This is a genomic window from Methanosarcina sp. 2.H.A.1B.4 (genome assembly GCF_000979385.1).
Taxonomy (GTDB): domain Archaea; phylum Halobacteriota; class Methanosarcinia; order Methanosarcinales; family Methanosarcinaceae; genus Methanosarcina.
The window spans coordinates 69360-92264 of the sequence record NZ_JJOV01000090.1; the positions used below are offsets into that span (position 1 = coordinate 69360).

General features: G+C 45.2%; 16 protein-coding genes. 11 read left to right on the top strand and 5 right to left on the bottom strand.

Features of this window, described 5'->3' with window-relative positions:
• The first annotated feature begins 49 nt into the window (after positions 1-49).
• From EO92_RS14930 to EO92_RS14955, 7 genes are all read left to right on the top strand, one after another.
• A complete protein-coding gene (locus EO92_RS14930; protein ID WP_048172768.1) occupies positions 50-457 on the top strand; it encodes a hypothetical protein in 408 nt (135 codons plus the stop codon).
• Between the two features lie 224 nt (positions 458-681).
• Positions 682-1530: a bile acid:sodium symporter family protein gene (locus EO92_RS14935; protein WP_048172770.1), complete on the top strand. Its 849-nt coding sequence runs from the start codon at positions 682-684 to the stop codon at positions 1528-1530.
• 33 nt (positions 1531-1563) lie between these two features.
• Positions 1564-3918: an arylsulfatase gene (locus EO92_RS14940; protein ID WP_048172773.1), complete on the top strand. Its 2355-nt coding sequence runs from the start codon at positions 1564-1566 to the stop codon at positions 3916-3918.
• A gap of 145 nt (positions 3919-4063) precedes the next feature.
• On the top strand, positions 4064-5455 hold the full coding sequence (locus EO92_RS14945) for a DUF1254 domain-containing protein (protein WP_048172775.1): 1392 nt from the start codon (positions 4064-4066) through the stop codon (positions 5453-5455).
• Positions 5456-5483: 28 nt separating this feature from the next.
• A complete protein-coding gene (locus EO92_RS14950; protein ID WP_048172777.1) occupies positions 5484-6845 on the top strand; it encodes a DUF1254 domain-containing protein in 1362 nt (453 codons plus the stop codon).
• Between the two features lie 95 nt (positions 6846-6940).
• Positions 6941-7045 carry a hypothetical protein gene (locus tag EO92_RS19010; protein ID WP_156165860.1) on the top strand — a complete coding sequence of 35 codons (105 nt, stop codon included), beginning with the start codon at positions 6941-6943 and terminating at the stop codon, positions 7043-7045.
• A 46-nt stretch (positions 7046-7091) separates the two neighbouring features.
• On the top strand, positions 7092-8546 hold the full coding sequence (locus EO92_RS14955) for a DUF1254 domain-containing protein (RefSeq protein WP_048172779.1): 1455 nt from the start codon (positions 7092-7094) through the stop codon (positions 8544-8546).
• A 413-nt stretch (positions 8547-8959) separates the two neighbouring features.
• Here the strand turns inward: EO92_RS14955 and EO92_RS14960 are convergent, their stop codons facing one another.
• From EO92_RS14960 to EO92_RS16830, 5 genes are all read right to left on the bottom strand, one after another.
• Entirely contained in the window at positions 8960-13396 is a 4437-nt protein-coding gene (locus EO92_RS14960) for a hypothetical protein (protein ID WP_048172781.1), read from the bottom strand.
• Positions 13383-14141: a DUF6063 family protein gene (locus EO92_RS14965; protein ID WP_048172783.1), complete on the bottom strand. Its 759-nt coding sequence runs from the start codon at positions 14139-14141 to the stop codon at positions 13383-13385. Before EO92_RS14965 ends, EO92_RS14960 begins: the two co-directional genes overlap by 14 nt.
• A 3-nt stretch (positions 14142-14144) precedes the next feature.
• A complete protein-coding gene (locus tag EO92_RS14970) occupies positions 14145-15692 on the bottom strand; it encodes a hypothetical protein (protein ID WP_156165851.1) in 1548 nt (515 codons plus the stop codon).
• A gap of 25 nt (positions 15693-15717) precedes the next feature.
• Entirely contained in the window at positions 15718-16464 is a 747-nt protein-coding gene (locus tag EO92_RS14975) for a Wadjet anti-phage system protein JetD domain-containing protein (RefSeq protein ID WP_235283365.1), read from the bottom strand.
• A 969-nt stretch (positions 16465-17433) separates the two neighbouring features.
• Positions 17434-18618, bottom strand: coding sequence for a 2'-5' RNA ligase family protein (locus tag EO92_RS16830; RefSeq protein WP_052734381.1), 1185 nt, complete (start codon positions 18616-18618; stop codon positions 17434-17436).
• 488 nt (positions 18619-19106) lie between these two features.
• Between EO92_RS16830 and EO92_RS14990 the strand changes: the two genes are divergently transcribed.
• From EO92_RS14990 to EO92_RS15005, 4 genes are read left to right on the top strand one after another with little or no spacing between them, the layout of a single operon-like run.
• On the top strand, positions 19107-19598 hold the full coding sequence (locus tag EO92_RS14990) for a GbsR/MarR family transcriptional regulator (protein WP_048172790.1): 492 nt from the start codon (positions 19107-19109) through the stop codon (positions 19596-19598).
• Complete coding sequence (locus tag EO92_RS14995; RefSeq protein WP_048172793.1) at positions 19595-20821, top strand: COG1361 S-layer family protein; 1227 nt, start codon at positions 19595-19597, stop codon at positions 20819-20821. Before EO92_RS14990 ends, EO92_RS14995 begins: the two co-directional genes overlap by 4 nt.
• 15 nt (positions 20822-20836) lie before the next feature.
• The gene (locus tag EO92_RS15000) at positions 20837-22045 is read left to right on the top strand and encodes an ABC transporter permease (RefSeq protein WP_048172795.1); all 1209 of its coding nucleotides are present in this window, start codon (positions 20837-20839) and stop codon (positions 22043-22045) included.
• 2 nt (positions 22046-22047) lie between these two features.
• Positions 22048-22734, top strand: a complete 687-nt coding sequence (locus tag EO92_RS15005) for an ABC transporter ATP-binding protein (protein ID WP_048172798.1) — start codon at positions 22048-22050, stop codon at positions 22732-22734.
• Positions 22735-22905 lie beyond the last annotated feature (171 nt).

A 22905-nucleotide genomic window follows, 5' to 3' on the forward strand; every position in this document is an offset into this window, starting at 1 on the left:
AAATCGTTAGCAACAGAAGCACATCTGTATTTTGAACGTAGGAGGCACAATGACTCTACAATCCTGGAATGACACCAAAACGGAACAAGCCATTCTGGATTTTTTGGCAAAGGTTAGCGATGAAAACAGCCCGGACTATATACCGCCGACTGAGCGGATCGCGGCCTTCGACAACGACGGGACGCTGGGAGTCGAGCAGGCCGGCGCCCGCCCAGGCCTGTCTTCTTCTGGGCAAGCTGTCGAACATGTCAAGGCGGACCCGTCGCTGACTCAGCAGGTCCCCTGGGCGGTTGCCGCGTTCTTGAAGGGTGTGAGCAAGGCATGGGAGGGCACCACGCCTGACAAGTACGAGGCGTACGAGGCCGAGGTGCGGCGTTCCTGGCCGCCACGAAGCACCCACGCTTCGATCGGCCCTGGACCGAACTCGTCTACCAGCCAATTCACCAACCTGTCGTGACAGAGGATTGCTTGGATTCGCTTACGGTGGCTACCTATTTCCTGCCGCCTATTCGCCGGGTTTCAACCTTGCGATGGCGCGCAAATAAGCAGTTTGCTGGCAATCCGTGAGAAGGTGGAGGAACAGGCGATGAAGCTGACCTTAAGCGGATGATGATTCAGCAGTAAATTTCGAAATCGCGGCCATAAGGCCAAATATTATTTCGCATAAGGAGAAAAATTATCATGGCAATACTGGATGTCCTTTACAATCTTATGTCACTTGTCTTTGTGCTCGGCACGATGATTTCGATGGGCATGAGCCTGACCGTGAAACAAATTACGGACCCTTTGCGCAATACACGCTTCGTGATGATGGCCTTGCTGGCAAACTTCATTTTGATACCGGTGGCGGCCTACGTCCTCACCCTGGTGATCCCTCTGGATGAAGCCCTGGTCACCGGACTGCTCCTGGTCTCGCTGGCGGCGGGCGCCCCGGCGCTGCCCAAACTGGCCCAGATCTCCAGGGTTGATACCGCCGCTGCTACGGGTTTGATGGTGCTGTTGATCGTGGCAAGCATCATCATTATGCCCATCATTCTGCCCTTTCTGCTGCCCGGGGTCCAGATCACTTTCTGGGATATCGCCTCCGGCCTAATCTTTCTGATGTTAATTCCCCTGGCATTGAGCCTGTTCGTGCGGGCGCGCTGGGAAGAGGTTGCTGCAAGCGTCCAGCCCTACGCTGCGCAGGCATCCAATATCAGCCTACTCTTTTTGCTGGTTCTCATGCTGGTGATGAACTGGAGCAACGTGGTCAGCCTGTTTGGCTCCGGGGGTTTGATAGCCAGCATCCTCCTGGTGGTGATCGCCCTTGCGATCGGTTACCTGCTGGGTGGGCAGGACGCCTCCATAAAGTGGGTGCAGTCGCTGGGTGCCGGACAGCGTAACATCGCCGCTGCGATGGTCGTCGCGACGATGAATTTCAGCGAGGACCCCAATGTCCTGGTAATGATCATCGTTTATTCGCTGATCACCCTGATCCTGATGACGCCTCTTGCCGGGGAACTGGGCAGGCGGGCGAAAGCAGCCGCATAAAAAGGAAACAAACTGAAAAAGGAGAAATAAAACATGAGTACACAAGGCGAAGTCCAAAGATCAATCCTTCCAATGCCGGATATGCCGCATGCAGGTTTAACAACTTACGATGCCAGGGACCCTGACACCAGATTCCCGCCGATCAAGCCGCTGCGGCCGCCAAAAGAGGCACCCAACGTGCTGATTATCCTGCTGGACGACGTGGGTTTTGGCGCCTCCAGCGCCTTTGGAGGCCCGGCCAACACTCCCACCGCAGAGCGGCTGGCAAACACCGGTCTCAAGTACAACCGCTTCCACACCACTGCCCTGTGTGCACCCACCCGCGCGTCGCTGCTGACCGGGCGCAACCACCACTCGGTGGGGATGGGAAGTATCACTGAAGCATCGACACCGGCGCCCGGTTACAATGCCATGCGACCCAACAACAAAGCCCCCCTGCCGGAGATCCTCAGGCTTAATGGCTACTCGACCGCCCAGTTTGGGAAGTGTCATGAAGTGCCACCCTGGGAAACCAGCCCCATGGGGCCGTTTGATCGCTGGCCGACTGGCAGCGGTTTTGAGTATTTCTACGGCTTTGTCGGCGGGGAGACGAACCAGTACTATCCGGCCATCTACGAAGGCACCACCCCGGTCGAGCAGGACAGGTTGCCGGAAGAGGGCTACCATTTCACCGAGGATATGACCAATAAAGCCATCAAGTGGATCCGGCAGCAGAAAGCGCTCATGCCCGACAAGCCCTTCTTCATCTACTATGCCCCCGGCGCCACCCATGCCCCTCATCACGTACCCGCAGAATGGTCGGACAAGTATAGGGGTAAATTTGACCAGGGCTATGAAAAACTGCGGGAGGAAATCCTGGCCCGGCAGAAAGCCCTGGGCGTTGTCCCACCAGATTGCGAATTGACTCCCTGGAATAAAGAAGTCCCGCACTGGGAGCAAATCCCCGACGATATGAAGCCAGTGCTGATCCGCCAGATGGAAGTTTATGCCGGGTTCCTGGAACACACCGATTACCACATCGGACGGGTGATCGATGCCCTGGAGGACCTGGAAATCCTGGACGATACACTGATCTACTACATTATCGGCGATAACGGCGCCTCGGCCGAGGGCACATTTACCGGAGCCTTTATGGAACTGACCTTCCACAACGGCCGGCCGGACCTGGAAGCGCCGGAGATCGTGAAGGCGCATATCAATGATTTTGGCACGCCCAAAGCCTACAACCACTATGCTGCCGGTTGGGCTATGGCCATGAACACTCCCTACCAGTGGAGCAAGATGGTCGCCTCACACTGGGGGGGCACCCGCAACGGCACCGTGGTGCACTGGCCCCGGGGTATTCAAACCCAGGGCGAAATCCGCAACCAGTTTATGCACGTGATCGACATTGCCCCCACGGTGCTGGAAGTCGCCGGAATCCCTGAACCGACCCAGGTGCATGGCATCACCCAGTCGCCCATGGAGGGTGTCAGCCTCCTTTACACCTTTAACGATGCCAGTGCTCCAGAGTGTCGGGAAACCCAATACTTTGAGGTATCCGGTAACCGAGGTATCTATCACAAAGGCTGGTCGGCTGTCACCCCGCATGTGGCCTCCTGGCGAGCCCATTTGCCGCAGGTTCCCTTTGATGAGGATGTATGGGAGCTGTACGGACCGGACGATTGGAGCCAGGCCAGGGATCTGGCAGGGGAAATGCCGGAGGAACTGGAACGGCTCAAGCTTTTGTGGCTGATCGAGGCGGCCAGGTACAATGTCCTGCCGATGGATGACCGCCTGGAGCGCCTGAATCCTGATCTAGCCGGCCGACCGCAGTTGGTGCACGGCAAATCTCAGCTGCTTTTCGGCGGGATGGGGCGCTTAAACGAATGGTCGGTCATCAGCATCAAGAACAAATCTCATTCCGTGACCGCCGATGTAACGGTACCAGACTCGGGCGTGGAAGGGGTGATCGTTGCCCAGGGCGGCATGTTTGGCGGCTGGAGCCTGTATGCCAAAGATGGCAGGCTCAAGTACTGCTACAACTTGCTGGGGCACAAGACCTGGTTTGTGGAGAGCGATCAGCCGGTTCCGGTCGGTCAACACCAGGTGCGGATGGAGTTTGCTTATGACGGCGGCGGGATCGGCAAAGGAGGCCTGGCAACGCTCTTCATTGACGGCAAAAAAGTTGGTTCGGGGCGAGTGGAGGAAACGCACATGATGATCTTTTCCACCGAGGACTGCGATGTCGGCCGGGAGACCGGATCGACGGTGTCGCCGGATTACGGCCCGCGCGGCAATAAGTTCAGCGGGGAGGTAAACTGGGTACAGATCGACCTCGGTCTGGATGACCAGGACCACCTGATCTCACCCGAAGAGCGCTTCAGTTTTGCGATGGCGCGGCAGTGAGCAGTTTGACGGAATCTGACCGCACCAGCACTAGCCTCTTCCGGATAGCGCTGGTGCGGATCGGGTGTGCTGCCCTGGCGATTGAAGGGCGGCCTTAGTAATTGCAATTACTCAACCATATTATTAATCTCAAGGAGATAAAAATATGAGTAAGATTACCCCGCAAGAAGCAAAACAGATCGCAGAAAAGGCCTATATTTATGGCTTGCAGCAGGCCGTGTTTTATGTAGCCCGCTTCGTTTTTACTCAATTAGAGGCAGCGCCGAAATACGTAGGAGTCAACCGCCTGATATTTAATTACAAACCATCAGGGCCGGATGACCGGGAGATAGTTACCCCTAATGCCACAACCTTATATGGTGCGGGATTCTTCGATCTCTCGGAAGAGCCGCTCATCGTTGAACTCCCGGAAATCGTCGACCGATACTATTCTTTTCAGGCAATGGACCAGTACGGCGATTATTTTTTTTATGCAGGCAATCAGTTTACCGGCCGAGAGGCCCAGCAGTTTATTCTGGTCGGGCCAAACTGGGCGGGGAAAATCCCGGCTGAGTTTGCCGGTACACACATAGTCAACGCACCATCAGCAGCCGGGTTCATGATTGCACGCATTGCGCTTAAAAGCTACGCTGACGCTGAAGTGAAGGCGGTAAATGGCTATCAAGATAAGATTATGGCCACGCCGCTCAACCAGTGGCTGGAAAATGGTCATCAGGCTGTACCTCCAGCACAGAGGCCCAAAGTAAAGGGCAATTATGCCGTGTTTCCCCGGATGCCTCAACTGGTCCGGGCACTGGTTGAAGTTCAAACGGCCATGGATTACTTTCAACTTTTGAGCCTGGCTCTTAACGACCCGACCATGACCAAACGCACCGACTCGCTGAAGGAAGTTGAGACGCTGACCAGATTGGCCAGGATTGGGTTAATGGAAGGCAATCTTTTTGACCCGGCCGTATTGGACAAAGCCACAAGAGATGCGATGGAAGCAGGTTTTGAGGCAGGTAAACAAACGGTCAAAGCCGCAGTTCGAGACGGGATGATCCCCATGAATGGCTGGATGGTGACAAAGGATATGGGAAATTTCGGTACCGACTACCTGACCCGCGCCGCTATTGCTGATGCCGGCTGGGGTGGGCCAGAAGCCAAATCACATGTAGGCGGATTCTGCTTTGTAGATGCAGAGGGACAGAAACTCAATGGCGGACAACGCTACACCTTAACCCTTGACACCAACAATCCACCGCCGTGTACCGAGTTCTGGTCTATCCCCATTTACGATATAGAGGGCTACTTTATAGACAACGAAATTAACCGCTACACGGTCAACAGTTTCATGGTCGAGAAAGGGGGGTTTTATGTAGATGACCAGGGCCAGCTTACCTTTTACATCCAGCGTGAACGGCCAACTGACCCAAACCAGGTTAAAAATTGGCTACCTGCACCAGCAGGAGATTTTCGTCTCGTGGCTCGCTTCTACGGCCCCAAAGCGCCGCTGATTGATGGTTCGTACCCCATGCCGCGACCGGTACGAGTATAGAAAACTTTCTAAAGGAGACAAAAATACCATGAGTTCACAAGACAAGATTTCATCCAATGCATATCCCTTGACAGATGGAGAAGCCACGAAAATCGCGATCGAGGCGTACGTCTACGCTTCGGCAATCGTCCAGATGGAAGTTCACCGTCGGGTGCTCACCAACCAGGAGGTTTCCGATGGCAAGCAGATGCGCGGCCCGATGAACCAGTTCTATCATCTGCGCGACTTCCCGGACGCCTCCGTTCGGGACGTCGTCGGCCCGAACTTCGACACGCTCTACTCTTGGCTTTGGTACGACGTGTCGGATGAACCTCTGGTGATCAGCCTGCCCGAGTCCACGGGGCGCTACTACCTGATGCCCATACTCGATGCCTGGACGGATGTGTTCGCTTCACCCGGGACGCGCACCACGGGGCCGGGAGCGTTCACCTTCGCCCTTGTTGGACCAGACTGGCGTGGAACGCTACCGGCGGGAGTCGAGAAAATCCAATCGCCTACCTCCTTTGGCTGGTTGCCAGGCCGCACGAGGGCGAGCCGCGAGACCATTCCCGAGGTCAACGCATTCCAGGACCAATTGCAGGCCATACCGCTCAGCCGCTGGGGCCAGCCGTACACGCCTCCTGCAGGCACGGTCGACCCGAACATCGTCATGAATATCCCTCCCGCTCAGCAAGTGCGCGCCATGGACGCACCCACCTTCTGGAACCTGTTTGGCGAGCTCTGGCAGGCTAATACACCGCATAACTTCGACTACCCGATGCTGCATCGCATGGCCCGCCTGGGCCTTGTGGCATCGCAGCCAATCGAGTTCGATACGCTGCCGACCCAGAGTCGCGAAGCCTTGACCAGCGCGGTCCAACTCGGACAGGAGCGGATCGACGATTTCTGGACGAAGGCTGGCCGCATCCGCAACGGGTGGCGCTTTGATCTCCAGCCACTCGGTAACTGGGGGATGGCCTACCTGGTGCGCGCGACCGTTGCCTGGTGGGCGATTGGGGCGAATTTTCCCGAGGATGCCCTCTATCCGGTCGGGATCGTCGACGACACGGGCCAGCCGCTCAACAGCGCCAACAACTATGTACTCCACTTCCCCAAGGGCGAGCTGCCCCCGGTCAATGGATTCTGGTCGCTGACCATGTATGACAGCCAGATGTTCCAGGTCGCGAACCCGATAGACCGCTTCGCCATCGGTGACCGTGACGAGTTGGCGTTCAACGAGGATGGCTCCCTGACGCTTTACATCCAGCGCGAGTCGCCGGGCAAGGATAAGGAGATCAACTGGCTGCCCACGCCGCAGTCCGGGGGCTGTATCCCGATCCTGCGTATGTATGGGCCGAAGCAGGCGGCAATCGTGGGACGCTGGGACCCACCCAAATGGCAGCGGGTCTGATGAGGACAGTCAGACCGGCGGACGATCTCGGGTGAGCATCGCGATGCGGTCTACTTCGACCAGCATGACACGACCCAACGCAACGCCAGAACTGGCTGCCCGCGCCGGAAGGGTCCTTCTACATAAGCTTGCGTATCTACTGGCCCGAGCAGGATATTCTCGATGGAAAATGGGAGCCTTCGGCGATTAAGAAGGCATAACATCCAATTTGATCAACCCTATTTTCAAATGTAAAGGAGACAAAAAATGAGTAACAGCAAAACCCCAAAACCAAAATATTCCGCCAAAGTACCGGAATTCGTGCTCACACCGGACAAGGTGGAAACCGAATACCTCGGATACCTCGAATTTTTCGATGGGTTGCCCAATGAAACAACGATAGAGAAAGTTTACGATTTTCTAGACCTGTCACGAGGCGTACACGCCTTTCTGAACGGTATGCCGGCAGCCTCTTTGTATGCCATGCTGGAAGGACTCAAAGACGCCGGTCAGGAACCATGCGATGTGGGAATAACCGAGAATTTAATGGATGCCCGTTCCCTGTTTTTGACGCCCAATACCACGACACCTTATATCACTGGAGAACTCGATTTGAAGGATGGCCCCGTCGTACTGGATATCCGCGTGCCTGTTCTGGGGGCAGTCGACGATGCTTTCTTCCGCTATGTTAGCGATATTGGTCTTGTCGGACCGGACCAGGGTAGGGGCGGCAAGTATTTATTTATTGGACCAGATTACGAGGGCGATATCCCCGAAGGTTATTTTGTCGTCAAGTCGGCTACCTACCGCAACTGGTTTTTCTTGCGCATTATTATGCCAGATGGCAATTTGCAGAAATCCATCAGCATGTTCAAAAAAGGCTTTCACTGCTATCCCCTGGCACAAGCCCAGGAGCCGCCGTCACAAAAATTCGTGGACCTGTCTGGCAAAAAGATCAACACTATCCATCCCAACAATGGGCATTTCTATGAAGAGCTAAATGCCGTGGTTCAATATGAACCGGCCAACGCTTTCAACCCGGAACTGGTGGGGCTTTTCGCCTCGATCGGCATCAAAAAAGGCCAACCCTTTGCGCCAGATGCCCGCATGCAGAAAATCCTGGAGGAAGCCGCAGCCATCGCTAACGCCTCAGCCCGAGCCGTTTCTTTCAGGCCGCGCAACAGGGCTGTTTATTTCTACCCGGATCGCCAATGGTACACACCCTTTGCCGGTGGCAGTCATGAATTTATGGACAATGGTGAGTTGGTTCTCGATGACCGCATATTTTTTCACTATGTTGCTACCGGGATCACGCCTGCCATGGCCATGTCGCAAGTAGGCATGGGATCAGCCTATGCGTTTACGGCCCATGATGCACAGGAGCGCTATCTGGATGGCGGCAGGACGTACAGTGTTACACTGCCAGCGCCGATCCCCGCCAAGAATTTCTGGTCTTTCATGGTGTATTCATCCCAGCACCGCTCCATTCTGGAAACCGATCAGAAGTCAGGTGGGCTCGACAGCAACAGCCCGGATGTCAAACCCAACGAAGATGGTTCTTATACGGTTTGGTTCGGACCACATGCGCCAGAAGGAAAAGAAGGCAATTGGATCCAAACCCTACCCGACAAAGGCTATTGCGTTATCTTACGACTATACGGCCCGCTGGAACCCTGGTTCGATAAGAGCTGGAAGCCTGGAGATTTAGAGTTGGTGCAATAGGATGAGATTGTCAAGGTAAGTACTGTGACAAACCAAACTGACTTTCCGCAGATGTCTCTGTAATTTTGATATTTTTCAGAACACCAATCATTTACCGCGATACTTATCACTAAATTTTAATTTTGTAATATTTTAGGCGACTAATTTTTTAGATTTATGCATAACTTTTTATGGTGAAAGAAAAAGATCAGTTTTTTGAAGACATCTGCGGAAAGTGGGATGGAACAACGTGATATTCAAAAAAAGTAAGTATGAAACACGAATCAAAAAAGAAAAAAGAGAATTCATCTACAAGTTGACGAGGGTGAGCTGAATTCAACGACCAGGTTTTCCTGTTCGTAACCACATTGAGCTCGTGTGGTTTCCAATTGATAGACAACGACATTTAATAAGTGAAAGGGGGAAATCTCCCTTTAAGGCTCAGCTTCAAACTTTTCATCAAAGGTCAGCTGGCCATACATGAATTCTTTCGTGCGTTTCACACTCGCTTCATTGCAGGTAGCTTCTTTTATGCAGACCTTCACAGCGTTGTCCACAGAGAACTTGTTCGTCAACAAGTAGCTTTTCGGGAAGAAAGACCTGATCTTGGGGTTGATCATGTGAGTGGGACATATCAACTGAATATTGTTCTTCTCCAGAATTGCCCATATATCGTCCCACAGGTAGGCAGAACCTGTCGTTCCGAACGGGTTATCAACAATCAGGATCTTTGATGTGGCCAGAGCTGACTGGTCGATGACAATCTTGCGGATGTAGGAGAATAACACTGCTAAGAACATCATGTACATTGCATTGATCTGTCCGCCCGACGCATTGATGTTATCCCACAGCTGGGGGGTATGTTTCTGGATGTCAACCTTGAGGACATGTACCCTGATTGCATTCATATCAACTGCACATTCAATCAGCTTCGTGGGTGTTGTCATCTTACGGACATCATCGAGTATTATGTCCTTGTTACCCAGTATCTTACCAACATACTCCCGTACATTACGAACAGCCAATTCCTCATCGTATATGCATGCATCCAGGTTTGTGCTGATCATAGGACGGACAGTACCTTCATGAGTTTTTATCTTAGAAGCGTTCGCAAACTCTCTCAGATAACCAAGGTATATCCTGTTACACTGCATGATAAGGTTTATTATGTTGTTTTCGTCCTTTTCTAGACCCTCCAATTCATATTCAACATGCTGGATCTTTCCATCCAGTTCCTTTACATACTCTGTAACATTTATGACAGTCTGGTTTGCTTCCTGGGCAGACTCTGGGTCCCTGAACTTAACGTCAAACGAGTCACTATAGTAGGCTCCTACCTTCAATTCCAGCGCAGTCTCACGAAGCTGCTGGCGAGCATGGGTGAAAGAGTTCTTTACTGTTTTCAGGGACTCGTTCCGTTCTCCTATTTGCTTGCTAATTTCAGTAACGGGTTTGAGTTCGGTTGTGATATTCACTGTAATCTTGCTCAACCCATATTCGCCCTCAAGCACGCTAAACATGCCAAATTCCTTTTGGGCAGTTTCCCTTACTTTATCAGTATCCTGAACTTTGCGTTTGAGACTGGACCATGACCTATTCAAATCCAATTCCCGAGTATTCAAGCGAGTTAACTCTCTTTTGAACTCTTCTGAATCCGTAAGATCGGGGTCATGGATATATTCACGGCCCGATACATTATGGTACTCTTTAATTCCAGCGTCAAATTCTTTCTTCTGAACTCTATGCTTTACTTCAGCACTCCTGCATTTTTCATCCTGTTGAGCATGCTGGGACACAAGATCATTCCTGTGTTTTTCCAGAGAAGCAATGTATTCGCCTGAATAAGCAGTCTGTGGATCATGTTGTTCGAGGGTATCCATTGGAATTCTGAAAACTTCGATGATGTCTTTGGTCAGCTCATTTATTCTGGCCTTGTGATCGGCAATTTCATCATTCAGTCTGATAACGCTGGCTCTTTCTTCACGGGATGCTTCTTCAACACCATTGAACTGGCTGTGCAGTTCTTCTGTTCCGATGGCACCCATCTCGTCTACTGGCCTGTCTGCATAATTCTTGAACTTTTCAACGTGGTCGTTTGCAACATTCAGTTCCTTTTCAAGCTGCTTTATGCATTCGGCCATTTGTTGAAGTTCATGTTCCTGCATAGTTTTATGGAGGTCAATCGATTCCAGTTCCTTTTTGTACTTAGGAATAAGCAACTTCAACTCACCGAACTGGGTCTCGACTTCGGAACTTTCGGTCACGATGCGATAAAGGATATCAAGCAGCTTCTCTTTCTTGGTCAAATCCGATATCGTTTTCTCCAGGGCCGATTCTACAGACGTGCTGTGATCGAACCTGTTTCCTGTGTCACGAATCTGATCTACAAGAGAAGAAAGAGCCTCATTCAGTTTGGTCAGTTCAGCATTGAAACCATCCAGTTGATCCTTTAAATATGACTCGTACCCGTTTGGATATCCGTCAACATACTCTGTTTTGAACGAAGTAACGGTGTACTCCATTTTTCTTATTTTTTCGATGGATCTTTTAGCAGATTCGATGTCTCTAGTGGCCGAATCCACATCCTTTTCGATGATTGCTTTTGCTTTTTCAGTAGAGAGCAGGTTGATGTAGTGGTTGGTATCCCGATGAGGAACAAATATGTCTCCTGTTGAACAGACTTCACTGGAATTGAACTTATCAATGCTGGCAATGACAACCGAGGAGTCCTGAACAGAGACTGCAAGCTTAAATGGGTTGTTGGTGATTGATTTGAGATCGTTACTGCTTACGAACATGGCTTTTGGAAGCCAGGGAATCCTCTGCAGTGCAGCTACACGATCAGCTTCATCCAACTGTTTCAGATGATCCATTCCGTAAATGGCGTTTTTGAAAGTGTCACCGAGCTTGGCTTTTACTTCTTCAATGGAATCATCAATAATATCGTACCCATACTTGTCTATAAATTCAAGCCGTTTCTTTAAACGATCCAGCTTGTTTTTTGCCAAAACCTTTTCCTTGGTATAACGAGTCGACTCGTCCTCTAACTTGAGTATACAATCAACAATGTCTGTTGTATCGTATGTTGCGAAGATCTCCTGTACTTCTTTCAGTTTAGAGTCATACTCATTCATTTTCTGTGAAAACTCTTTAATTTTGCCTTCTGCGGATTCTTTCTGGTTGATGACTTTGATTTGTTTCAGTTCCAATTTGTGTTTTTCTTCAATCAAGCGTTTGCTTTCACTTTTCGTGTTTTCAAGATCCTGTTTCCGACTGATGATGTCTTCCCTAGTTCTTTTACGCTCCTCCTCGACATCAAACAATGCAGGGGGCTGTTGTGGGTTGGCACTTAATTGTTTGCGAGTGTCCGATTCCTGCTGCCCAAGTTTTTTGAGTTTTGCCTCTTTCTTGTCCAGATCTTCTTGAGAGATTCTAAGAGCTTCCTCACATTTGCCGTGTGATTTCACGATACGGTCTTTTTCTACTCCCATGGAACGTTGTTCTTTCTTTTTCGTATTGTAATTCTCCTGTAGATTAAGAAGAATAGCGGAATACCGAGAGAACAGAACAGACCCCATCCGATTAAGTGTGCTGTACAGTTCTTCATTGCTTTTTTCCAGGCTTGCTCGTTGTTCTTCACGTTCTGTTACTTTTCCGCGTCTTTCCTTGATTTGTACGTATTTCCCCGTGGCACGGGCAAAGTTCCAGTCATATTCTGCTTTGTTATGACGATCGGCGATGTCTGTCCTGGTTCTAATCAGATCATCCAGTTCAATTCTCATGAGGTTATGTTCGGATTCTAAAACCCTTAACGTGTTGAATTGCTTGCCAATCTCGCATTCTTTATGTTCTTTTTCAACTTCACTGATCTGGGCATTCAGGTCAGCTATCTGATGGGTGAGTTCCTGCACGGCACTTTCATATGACCTATACTGGACAGCTGCTTCGTGTACTGTGGCATCGCGGGCCTGAAATACCCCAATGACAGCGTTGACGGAGTGTTCAAGTTTTGCCGCTTCGTCCCGTAATGTCCTGTAGTCTCCCAGATTGCTCTGCAGCTCCTTTAGAGCCAAGATTTTGTCTCTGAACTTAAACACGGACTCTGCGATGTTGTCAGTACTGTCCTCAGAGCTCTGCAAGCCCTGGACACGAGACTTGTCCTTCAGACATTCTGATGTTGTGGGTATGAGCAGGTCTTGAAATAGTTTCCTGGACGTGTCATATCGTTTGAAGTACGTATCCAGTTTGTTCTCGTTTTCATTGATCTTGCGTATGATTTCAAGTTCAGTTTTGATTATGCCCAACCGCTTTAAAAACTCCATGTATTCTTCTTTCCTGTTGAAGACATGGACTTCACAGTGCTGAGGCTTGTTCTTTTCAAGGTTTTTGAGCAGGGATTGAGTGTCCGAGTACGACACTACACTTTCCAGGGAGCCGTCTTCGTAGGTTTTACATAACTGGATCTTGCGGATATCATACTCGTTTGAGTGGTTATAAAATATGACGTAGTTGAAATAGTCAAGTTCATCTTTTTCGCTACCATCATATGCAATCTTTTTCTTTGCACATATTCCTGTGACAGCATAACTATAGTTGTGTATTCCTTTATCCAACTTCCACTCGATCATGGCATGTGTAGTCCTGTTTTTGTCTCCGCCCTCGAACATTAGTTTGAATGGTTTGTTGTTTTCAAGTTTGGAGTTCGGGTACACACACTGCAGCATCAGCAACAACAAAACAGTTTTGCCACCACCGTTTGCAAGTTCATACACAAAACCATTCCCTTCAGGGTCAAGTGTGAAATTGTCATATGTACCGCGTCCGTTATTGAAAACTGCATTGATTATCCGCACGGAATTAATTGTTGGCATATTCATCAACCTCCGTCGATGTTAAAGATTCAATCACCTGTGCAATTCCATACTGGACCTGTTCATTGCGATACGCATTATCGATGATTGCTTTGAATCGTTCAGTCAACCTGATCATATCTTCCTGTACATGGACAAGGTCCTGTGCCTCAAGGAATTTGAGTGTTGTATTCACAAGTGCATACCTAGAACTTTTCCCTGTCTCAATTGGGTCATCCCTACCTTTCCTATGCATGATGACAGGCAATTCTTTCCACAGGTCTCGTATTTCGGAAAAGTTGTAATTATGCTCTTCACTGAGCTTATCGAGCTCGGTGTGTGTCGACAATGCATCAACTTTAGTGTTGATTGCATTTATCAAATCAGACTTAAGGATGAATGCACGCTGGGTCTCGGGCATGGATTCTTTATAGAACTCAGTAATAATTACGTGTATAATGAAGAAAGCGGTATACACATGCAGGTTTGTAAAACTCTGGCTTAACTGGACCTTGATCTCTTCCAGTGTCATCCCGTACACAGGGTTGTCCACACCAGGACTCAGATAAATGACTTTATTCCTTACACACATGATCAGGCCCATTTGTTTGATGATAAACTCAAACGCTTCCATAATCTCAGATTCCTGTTCAGGGTTCAGACACCAGGACTTTTTTGAGAGGTCAAGTGAATAGACTCCGTTTTTCCTGAGAATTTCAGTCAGCATTTCGAAGGCAATTTCCATCGATTTCTTTTCAAATGTCATTAATTACCACTCCACTGAAAACGTCATGTTTTTGATGCTTGACTTGTCATTTTCATCTATGGTGATAGTGTCTTTTGGGATGGATACGATTTTTAATTTGTTAATCGGTATCTCCATGAAGGACTGCGCTTCAGAGATTGAACGTTCGATCATCCTGAGGGTTCTGTTCTCGGCTTTACATATCTCATCACAGTCAAACAGAGTCACGAACGGATCGTTGGTAAGCAGTTCGGAATCGTTATTAGTAGTATTTTCTGCAGCAATATTGAGTTCGACCAAGAACTGGATCAGGCTGGGATTTTGCAACGCGGTTAACCCTTTTCTGCACATAACCTCACTCAAAAATGTCTTTAAATCTATATTCTGTGACGTCGTGAGCAGATCAAGCAACAGTTTAGAGTATTCTACAAAATATGTCATCTGGTTTTCATCTATCTGGTCATCGAGACTCAGCTCATCGGTCCATATTTTTCTTTCAATTTTTGTTATCGGCTCGACCTTTTTTCGGAGTATCTGCTGAGGTTCATATATTATCAAGGGGTTGAACCTTTTCTGGATGTGTGATAATAGCAGGGGGTGAACTTTTTTCACATGCACTTCATTAGGAAGGTTGGCACATACATGTTCTTTCATAGTATCTTCGAACATGAACCGTTTTGATCCGAGTCGTTGCAGGCGGATCTTGCTTATATTCTCAAATTCTCTGAACAAACCATTATACTCAGACACCAAGCCCGTGTATAGATTAAAGCACGATTCAAACTCGGTTTTAATGTCCAACAAAATCTGGTACTGGGCTCTGTCAGCATACTTCTCGGAGATATCATCGCTTTCTAGACGGTCTTCGAGTTCATGGATCATTCGTGCGATGTGTCCGTTCACGTCTAAAAACAGTGTATTTTCCGTGTCCAGTTGTGCCTGCACACGGTCCCGAAACTCTTTATATGTTCCAAATGCATCAATACCTGTATACATAAGCTGTTCAAGCACGGACTTTTTTTCGTCCTTTAACCTGTAAACAGCTGCGCTGAGTCCACGGACTGTTTGTAATGCGTTGTCGAAGTACCCGTTTTTGAGCTGGTATTGAACCAAAATTAGGCTGATCTCGATTTTAGCTTCCTCAAACAACTCTTTGGTATTAATCATCAGGTCAAGACCTGTATCCGATATTTCATATGCTGATGTCTTGAGATCATATGTAATTAAGCTCAGGTAGAATGATTCTTCCTTCGGAACAGCGTAATTTGAATAACTGAAATTGAACCTCTTACCAGCTGTGGTTGGAGATTCCAGAATTCGAGTGATTGCCATAGCAATATCATGGATTTCCTGAGGACTGAAACTTTGGTCAGGATACATGGCTTTTAATATGCCTGTATAATGAGCTTCAATTTCGGATAGAGGTAAGGTCCTATTTTTCAGTTTTCCTTCTTCAAATAAAAAGCTGAGAGTGTCCAGAGCCAAGAAAGGTATGTCAAAGTCATAGGTTTTATCTTTGAAAGGGTTCAGATATATGTAAAAAAACGGGAAATAACACTTCATATTATTCATTCGCTGAGCACAGTCAACAAATCGTTTATTGTAATCCAATGACCCTCAGCTCCTTTATATCTGTCTTATTTATTGCTTCCTGCGGGATGTACAGGTTATTTTCGACGATTGTTTTGATGTTGTGCCCTGTGGTGTCTGAAAAATAGCCTATGAAAGAGCTGTAATCCTTTACTTTTTGGTGGGTCCGAATAGCTTTTGCATTCTCTACTCCGACCTTGTTGATCATGTATTCGTAATATTTCACTGCTGGTACGATTTCATATTCAGAATATTTTTTCCTAAATAGGTTGAAAATTTCAATTCCTTCGCGGTCCAGGTCACCAAAATAGAAATAGCGGTCATTAACCCGTCCACCGACTTCTTCTATATATCTGAACGTACTGAGAATGGCTTTTCCTTCTCCGTATATGACCATATCGATATAATCAAGATCGGAATGTAAAACTGCATTTTTCAGTGTCCAGTATGTGTCCTTATTTTCTACAATCAGGATCGTGCGAACTGGTGTAATATCTCGCGTATCAAACATTTTGGATCTTGTATATACGAACGGTTCATAGACGATTTCGGCTCCTATATCCTCAAGAGTTAGCTCAAGGTTTTTCAGGACTGCATTCCCGTCAAAAGCAGCATGTTCTGGGGATGTCAACGCTTTTTCGTCACCAAATAATTCGAATGCTCTTTCATTTGCAGTGAGAGTTTCTGCAGGTCTGCTGGACACGAGGTCGCTTATCCTGAGGATGTAAGGGCGATGTTCTTTATATTCCTGCAAATGCTGCAGGTAATAATTGTTACCTAGTCTGTGAAATAGTCCTGTAGTCAATTCTAGGTATAACTGTTTGTCAGATAACAGGGATATGGGAGCAAAAGCGGTCGAGTTGATGAGATATTTTTCATCAAGTTGATAAAAAGAGATAACCTGGGGGTTTTTTGCCCTGATCAAGATATTTTCGGATACTAGTTCTGTCATTGCTTGTCTAAACATAAATAATTGTTGTTCGTCCAAGGAGATGTGATATTTAGATTTTACGAGCTGATCGACTAGGCTATCCAGTCTAATCCACTTATTCTTATGGTTTTTGAGTATGCTTAGAATAACTCTTTTCAGTGATTTAACCCCCGCTATTATATTACACACACTCAATAGATTTATTTAAATGTGCCGAACGCCAATTAATTTTGATATTTTTGAGATTTCATTTCAGGTTGGTTAATAATTGATAGAGTATGTCTCCATCTTTAAATATATTACTATATTTTTATATATTAGGACAATATAGATCCAAGTTTTCAGTTAAAAATAGAAGTATATAGGGAGTTAACTCTGTCCTACTGTAAATATTTTTGTGATGTTTGTATATTTAGGTAACCACCCTATTTTTAAGGTATAGCCCCTATTTTTAAGGTTCACAGTGTATTTTTAAGGTAAACCGATTTTATAGGCAAAGCGGTTCCCTTGCCTGCTTTCAGTCTTCTCAAAGCAGGATGTTTTTCAGGAAAATCGTAAAATTTACAGGCAGAAAGAGCTTTTTCGTGCGGCGCAGAACCCTGGAATTCAGGAAATAAATTCACCCCGTAAAGAGGGAGGAATTAAAAACGAAGTCTGCACTAAAGAAACTGAGTTTATGCCATTTTGCCTCATTAATCAGTAAAACTCGAATATTTGTTGGGCAAAAGTAGAGTTTAGGCGCAAAAGACCTATTTATTTCAATTTAAAATATGTCCTTAATGAGAAGCATCACTAATTTATCTGTTTAATAATTAAATCCATGTCAACTGGTTTATATTTTGTCAATTCAACTGAGATATTTATCCTTTTATTTTCTTTATCAATAAAAGGGTACTCACGGAGGTTATTGTTGTGATTATGGCCACAAATAGCCCAATCATTCCACTTGGAAGGAACATTCTCGGGTCGGTGTGTTAAAAAGAATTTGTGATTTGCATATTCAAGGATAAAATTATCATGAAATTTAATTTCATTTGATTCATCATGATTTCCTTTGATGAAAAAAATGTTTCCGTTTAGCTGTTTTAACCAATAATCTGTTGACCGACCTCCTCTTCCATAAGCCAAATCCCCCAAAAAATACACGGTGTCTTTATTGTTGATGGTATTGTTCCAGTTTTGCACGAGTGTTTTATTCATATCAGCAGTATCCAGAAACGGTCTTCTGCAATACTTTATAATATTCGTATGATCCAAATGGAAATCCGAAGTTACAAAAATCCTTGATCTTTTAAATACACTTTTGATATTATCAATCATGCTTTTTTTTGGGATCTCAATTCTCTCGCTTAAATACTCACCTGGATTATAACTACCTTCAAAGTATGCATTTAATAAATTCAATGTGTGAGTATAAATCTCCCTATCCAGTGCCAATTTCCTTCCCAATGGTCTCCTTAAAATAAAGTCATATTCCCGTAGTATTAATTGATCTTTCACAAGAGTTGCTCTGACCATTATATGTTTGAATTTCAGTCCGTCTTTCCCCGCAACGAATAGTTTTATCCCTTCGAATTTGTCATCGGGTAGCTTCATTGCAATTGTTGAGTGAAATTCATATTTCCGTTCATAATCATACTTATTGAGATTACAGTATGGCTTGAGCATTTGAGCAAGGTTCCATCTAAACTCTTCTAAAATCTGGCTTGGGGTTATGTCAAGGAATATTACTTTGGCATCTTCAAATGCGCCGAACCCGTTTACCTTGAAATCTATTAGCGAGTAGTTTGAACATAACAAATTGAAATCTCTGATCAGTCTAGTTTCGTCATCGGTAGTAAACGGGCCTGCTAGTGTAATATGAGGAATCGCTCTTTTAGATTTCAGCCCGAATCTCTGATTGACTTCGTCTACCCACATTTTGATTTTATATTTCGCATAACCGTGGAATCTAAATTCAATCAGATAATGTGTCATATGAAAACAGAAGCATCAGAAGTATTTATAAATTATTGTACGCAGTTAAATCTGATCATTAATCTTAACGAGTACTTATTTCAATAGCTCAGATATGCCTTAATGAATATATCAATAATCTCAAATTGGATTTTTCAGGTATTCCCCTAATTTTTTAGGTATCGTCCCTATTTTCTGGGTTCACACTGTATTTTTTAGGTATTCGTAATTTACAGGCAAAGTGGTCATCTCGCGCTTTGCCTATAAAATAGCCAAAAAACGGCTATTTGCTGGGCATGGGGTATTTTTTGGGTAAATTACCCCATTTTTGGGAAAATATCTAATTTTCAGATAAGCGTGTGAATCTCCAGGAAAACGATATCGGGAAAGATAAAATTGACTTTCTGGTCAAAAGCACTTTTTGGTCAAAGTCTTCATAATCGAAGGATATATTTACAATTTCTGTAATATCTAGTAATTACTGGAAATTCTGTAAATCGGGCGTTGAAATGAATTCCGCAAAAAAAGAATTTGAGAATCTTGTGTATCAAGGGATAAAATCCCAGGGACTCGATGAACTTTGCTCTAAATTATTAGCAATACTTTACTCTGAACCGGATCTGCTAACTTTAGAAGATCTTTCTTCAATGACTGGGTATAGTTTTTCAGCAGTTAGTGCAGCAATGAAAATGCTCAGTGGAATAAAAGTAGTGGAAAAAACAAAGAAAGCTGGTTCAAAAAAATTGTACTTCTCAGTTCAAAGAGATATGCTGACACTGACAATTAAGGCAGTAAAATCCAAGAATGAACTCATGGTCAGTCCTGCGATTAAAGATCTTCCAGCAATAATTGAAAGATGTAAAACTAGTAAAGCAGAGGACTCCGAAGAACTGCTCAAAATAATCGAAGATTATTATCAGCAAATGATTTCATTAGATTTAATTTTTAAAAATCTTGTTGAATTTACAGAAAAAATTCAAAACGAGGTGAGTAAAAAATGAATCAGAATACAAATCTAACATATTTGCTTTTATTAGTTTTTGCCGTTAGCTTAACAGGAATTCCTATTGTTGATGCAGAAATTTCTAGTTATGCATGCGTAAACGCAGAATTACAGGAAATAAGTCCCAGTTCAATAGGTATCGATGAAGAATTCACCCTGGGAATTAATCTTGAGAGCTGCGGTACTAAAACTCCTGAAGATATTACTTTTGAGATAATCAGTATCCCCTCAGATATAATAGTTACAGAAAATTTAGTTACTAACGTTTCAAAATTAACTTATAGTACAAGTGAAAGGTACCTGATATATCACATGAGAACAACTCCTGATGCTAAACCTGGCCCTCATCTTATAAAAATGAAATTAACATATGCAAACAAGCCCGTTGATACGGAAAAATATTATGAAGTTGAAATAAGGGTTATAGGCGAAGATGCTGAACCAAGAGTATCTTTTGTCGAAACCAGTCCCGAATATATCTATGAGGGAGATACAGTTGACTTGAGATTGGGCATAGAAAACTATGGGGAAGCAATAGCAAAATCTGTGGTAGTTAATCTGGATCATGAGTTTAAAGGAATTAAAACTTCTACAATTGGAACTCTTGGCTTAAATGGCAGTCAAACTGCATTATTCAAGTTTAAGGCAAACAGGTCAGGGGAGTTTAAAATCCCTGTCATTATAGAGTATGAAGATGATTTTGGCAAGCAACAAGATGAATATACGATTGGAATAACTGTGCTTGACAAAAAAGGAAGTTTGAATCTTGCATCTGTAAAGGTCGATCCTGTTCTTCCTTACATGGGTGATACTGTAGAATTGACCATGAGAGTCGAAAACTCTGGTGACAGAACAATAAATTCAATAAGAGTCTATGCTGACCATCCATTCAAAGGATTAAAAGAATCCTTTATAGGAACTCTTGACCCAAATGAAGACGGGCCTGCAGTAATTACTTTTATAGTTGATCAAGCAGGAGAATACGAAATCCCTGTAACCATTACTTATAGCGATGATTTTGGTGAAGAACAAATTGAAACGAAAATTAATCTTATAGTCCTGGAAAGTAGTGGTGGAGCAGGAACCGCTGCAATTGTATTGCTTATCCTGGCAGTTATTGGAGGACTAATTTACACTAATTATAGAACAAAAAAGTCAAAAGATGAGATAATTAAGCAGTTAATGGAAGGCAGCGGTGACTCTGCTAACGATGAAAAATAATGAGAGGTCTCCAGCATGATCAACGATATCAGAGTGGGAAGCCTCATTGCATACTGCAGTGTAAAAAGAGGAAACAAAAAAACACTAATGTTCATAGTTTTTGTTCTCTCACTCATTTTTATGAACCTGGTATTCCTTCCGTCAATGATAGGAGGAATGACTGTTCTATTTACTGGATTTATGCAAGACTACCCTTACGGGGATATTGTCATTGAGCCAACAGGCGACAACACCTACATTAACAATGCCGATAACGTCTTGCAGAAAGTCAGAGCAGTCGAAGGTGTGAGAGCTGCAACAAAACGACTGGACGCTGGAGCATCTATTGAGCATAAACAGAAAGTTGTAGGAGTGACTGTAACAGGGTTGCTTCCCACAGAAGAGTATGAAATCTCACAGTACCCATATATTATCAGTGAAGGAGATTTCTTAGGAGAGCTTTCCCGGGACGAGATTATCATTGGTGCTATGATCGCGGGTACAGGTTTTGGATCAGAAATATATGATAACCTGGGTGAAGTAAGACCAGGATCGCTTGTTGACGTAACATACAGCAATGGCGTAAAGAGGACCTATAAAGTCAAAGGCATCATGGAAGGCACATTTGAACTTGTTGATCTTAATGCGTTAGTACACTACAAAGAAATTGAAGAAGTTTATGGTTTAGAAGGAAGTAAGGCTACCAGTGTAGTTGTAAGGATTGACAAGCAAGGAAGTGAAGAACAGGTACAGGATAAAATCAGAGAAGCTGGGGTGAATGAGCAAGTTTTCACATGGGCTGATAAGTCAGAAACTCTCATAAAGCAAGCAATGCAAAGCATGGGTGCTATAGATGTCATGTCAAAGTTTGTGAGTTTGATCGTGGGTGCAGCACTAGTTCTTATCATTATCTATATCAACGTACTTAATAGAAAAAAAGAGATTGGAATTTTAAAAGCAGTAGGCGTTACTCCAAGATCAATAGTATTATCCTATGCGTTCCTTAGCATGTTCTATGTTTCTTTAGGAATACTCGCAGGATTGGCTTTATATTTTTCACTTATGCTTTACTTCCAGGCAAATCCAGTAACATTCTACGAAACCATGGAAATAAGACCCCAGATCGATCCTATGCTGCTTATTGAAAGCATAGTTACCATGCTTATACTATCAGTGATAGCCGGGACACTCCCTGCCTGGAGTGTATCAAGGGAGAGCATACTCAAAGCAATATGGGGACGATAAAAATGATCATAGTAAAGGACCTGAAAAGGTATTATGGGACTGGGGAAACTGCTGTCAAGGCTCTCAAGGGCGTTTCGTTCGAAATAAAGAAAGGGGAATTTGTAGCGATAATGGGTGCGTCCGGAAGCGGAAAAACGACTCTGCTAAGGATACTGGCGTTACTGGACGACGCAACAGATGGAGAATATACCATTCGGGGATTACAGGTTTCCAGCTTGCCTGAAGCAGAAAGAAGTTATTACAGGCTAACACAGGTCGGTTATGTCTTTCAGGACTATGCGCTCATTAATGAAATGAGTGCTGCAGAAAATGTTTATATCCTTTCCATGATGGAAGGGAAATCAAAGAAGGAATCTTATGAAACTGCTCTTGAAGCACTGGATAAGGTTGGCCTGAAAGGAAAACATAACAGGATTCCTGATGAATTATCCGGTGGAGAAAAGCAAAGAGTGGCAATCGCAAGAGCCATAGCAAAAAAGCCTGACATATTGTTTGCTGACGAGCCATGTGCAAACCTGGACACTAACAACTCAAAACAAGTACTGAATGTGTTCAAAGAACTGAATGAAAAATATGGCCAAACAATTGTAATGGTAACGCATGAATTATGGCATACTGAGTATGTTGACAGAGTACTTACTCTCGAAGATGGCAATTTAGTTAGCGATGAGAAAAAACGAAATCGGTAAAGAATAAGGGATTTATATGCAAAGCTTTTTACTTCTCTGCCTTTAGTCTCCTTAAAACAGGAAATTTTTCCGGAAAACTGTATAATTTGCGGGCAGAAAAAGCTTTTTCGTGTGGTACAGAACCCCCAAATTTTCTAACCAAATTCGCCCTGTAAAAGAGAAGAATTGGAA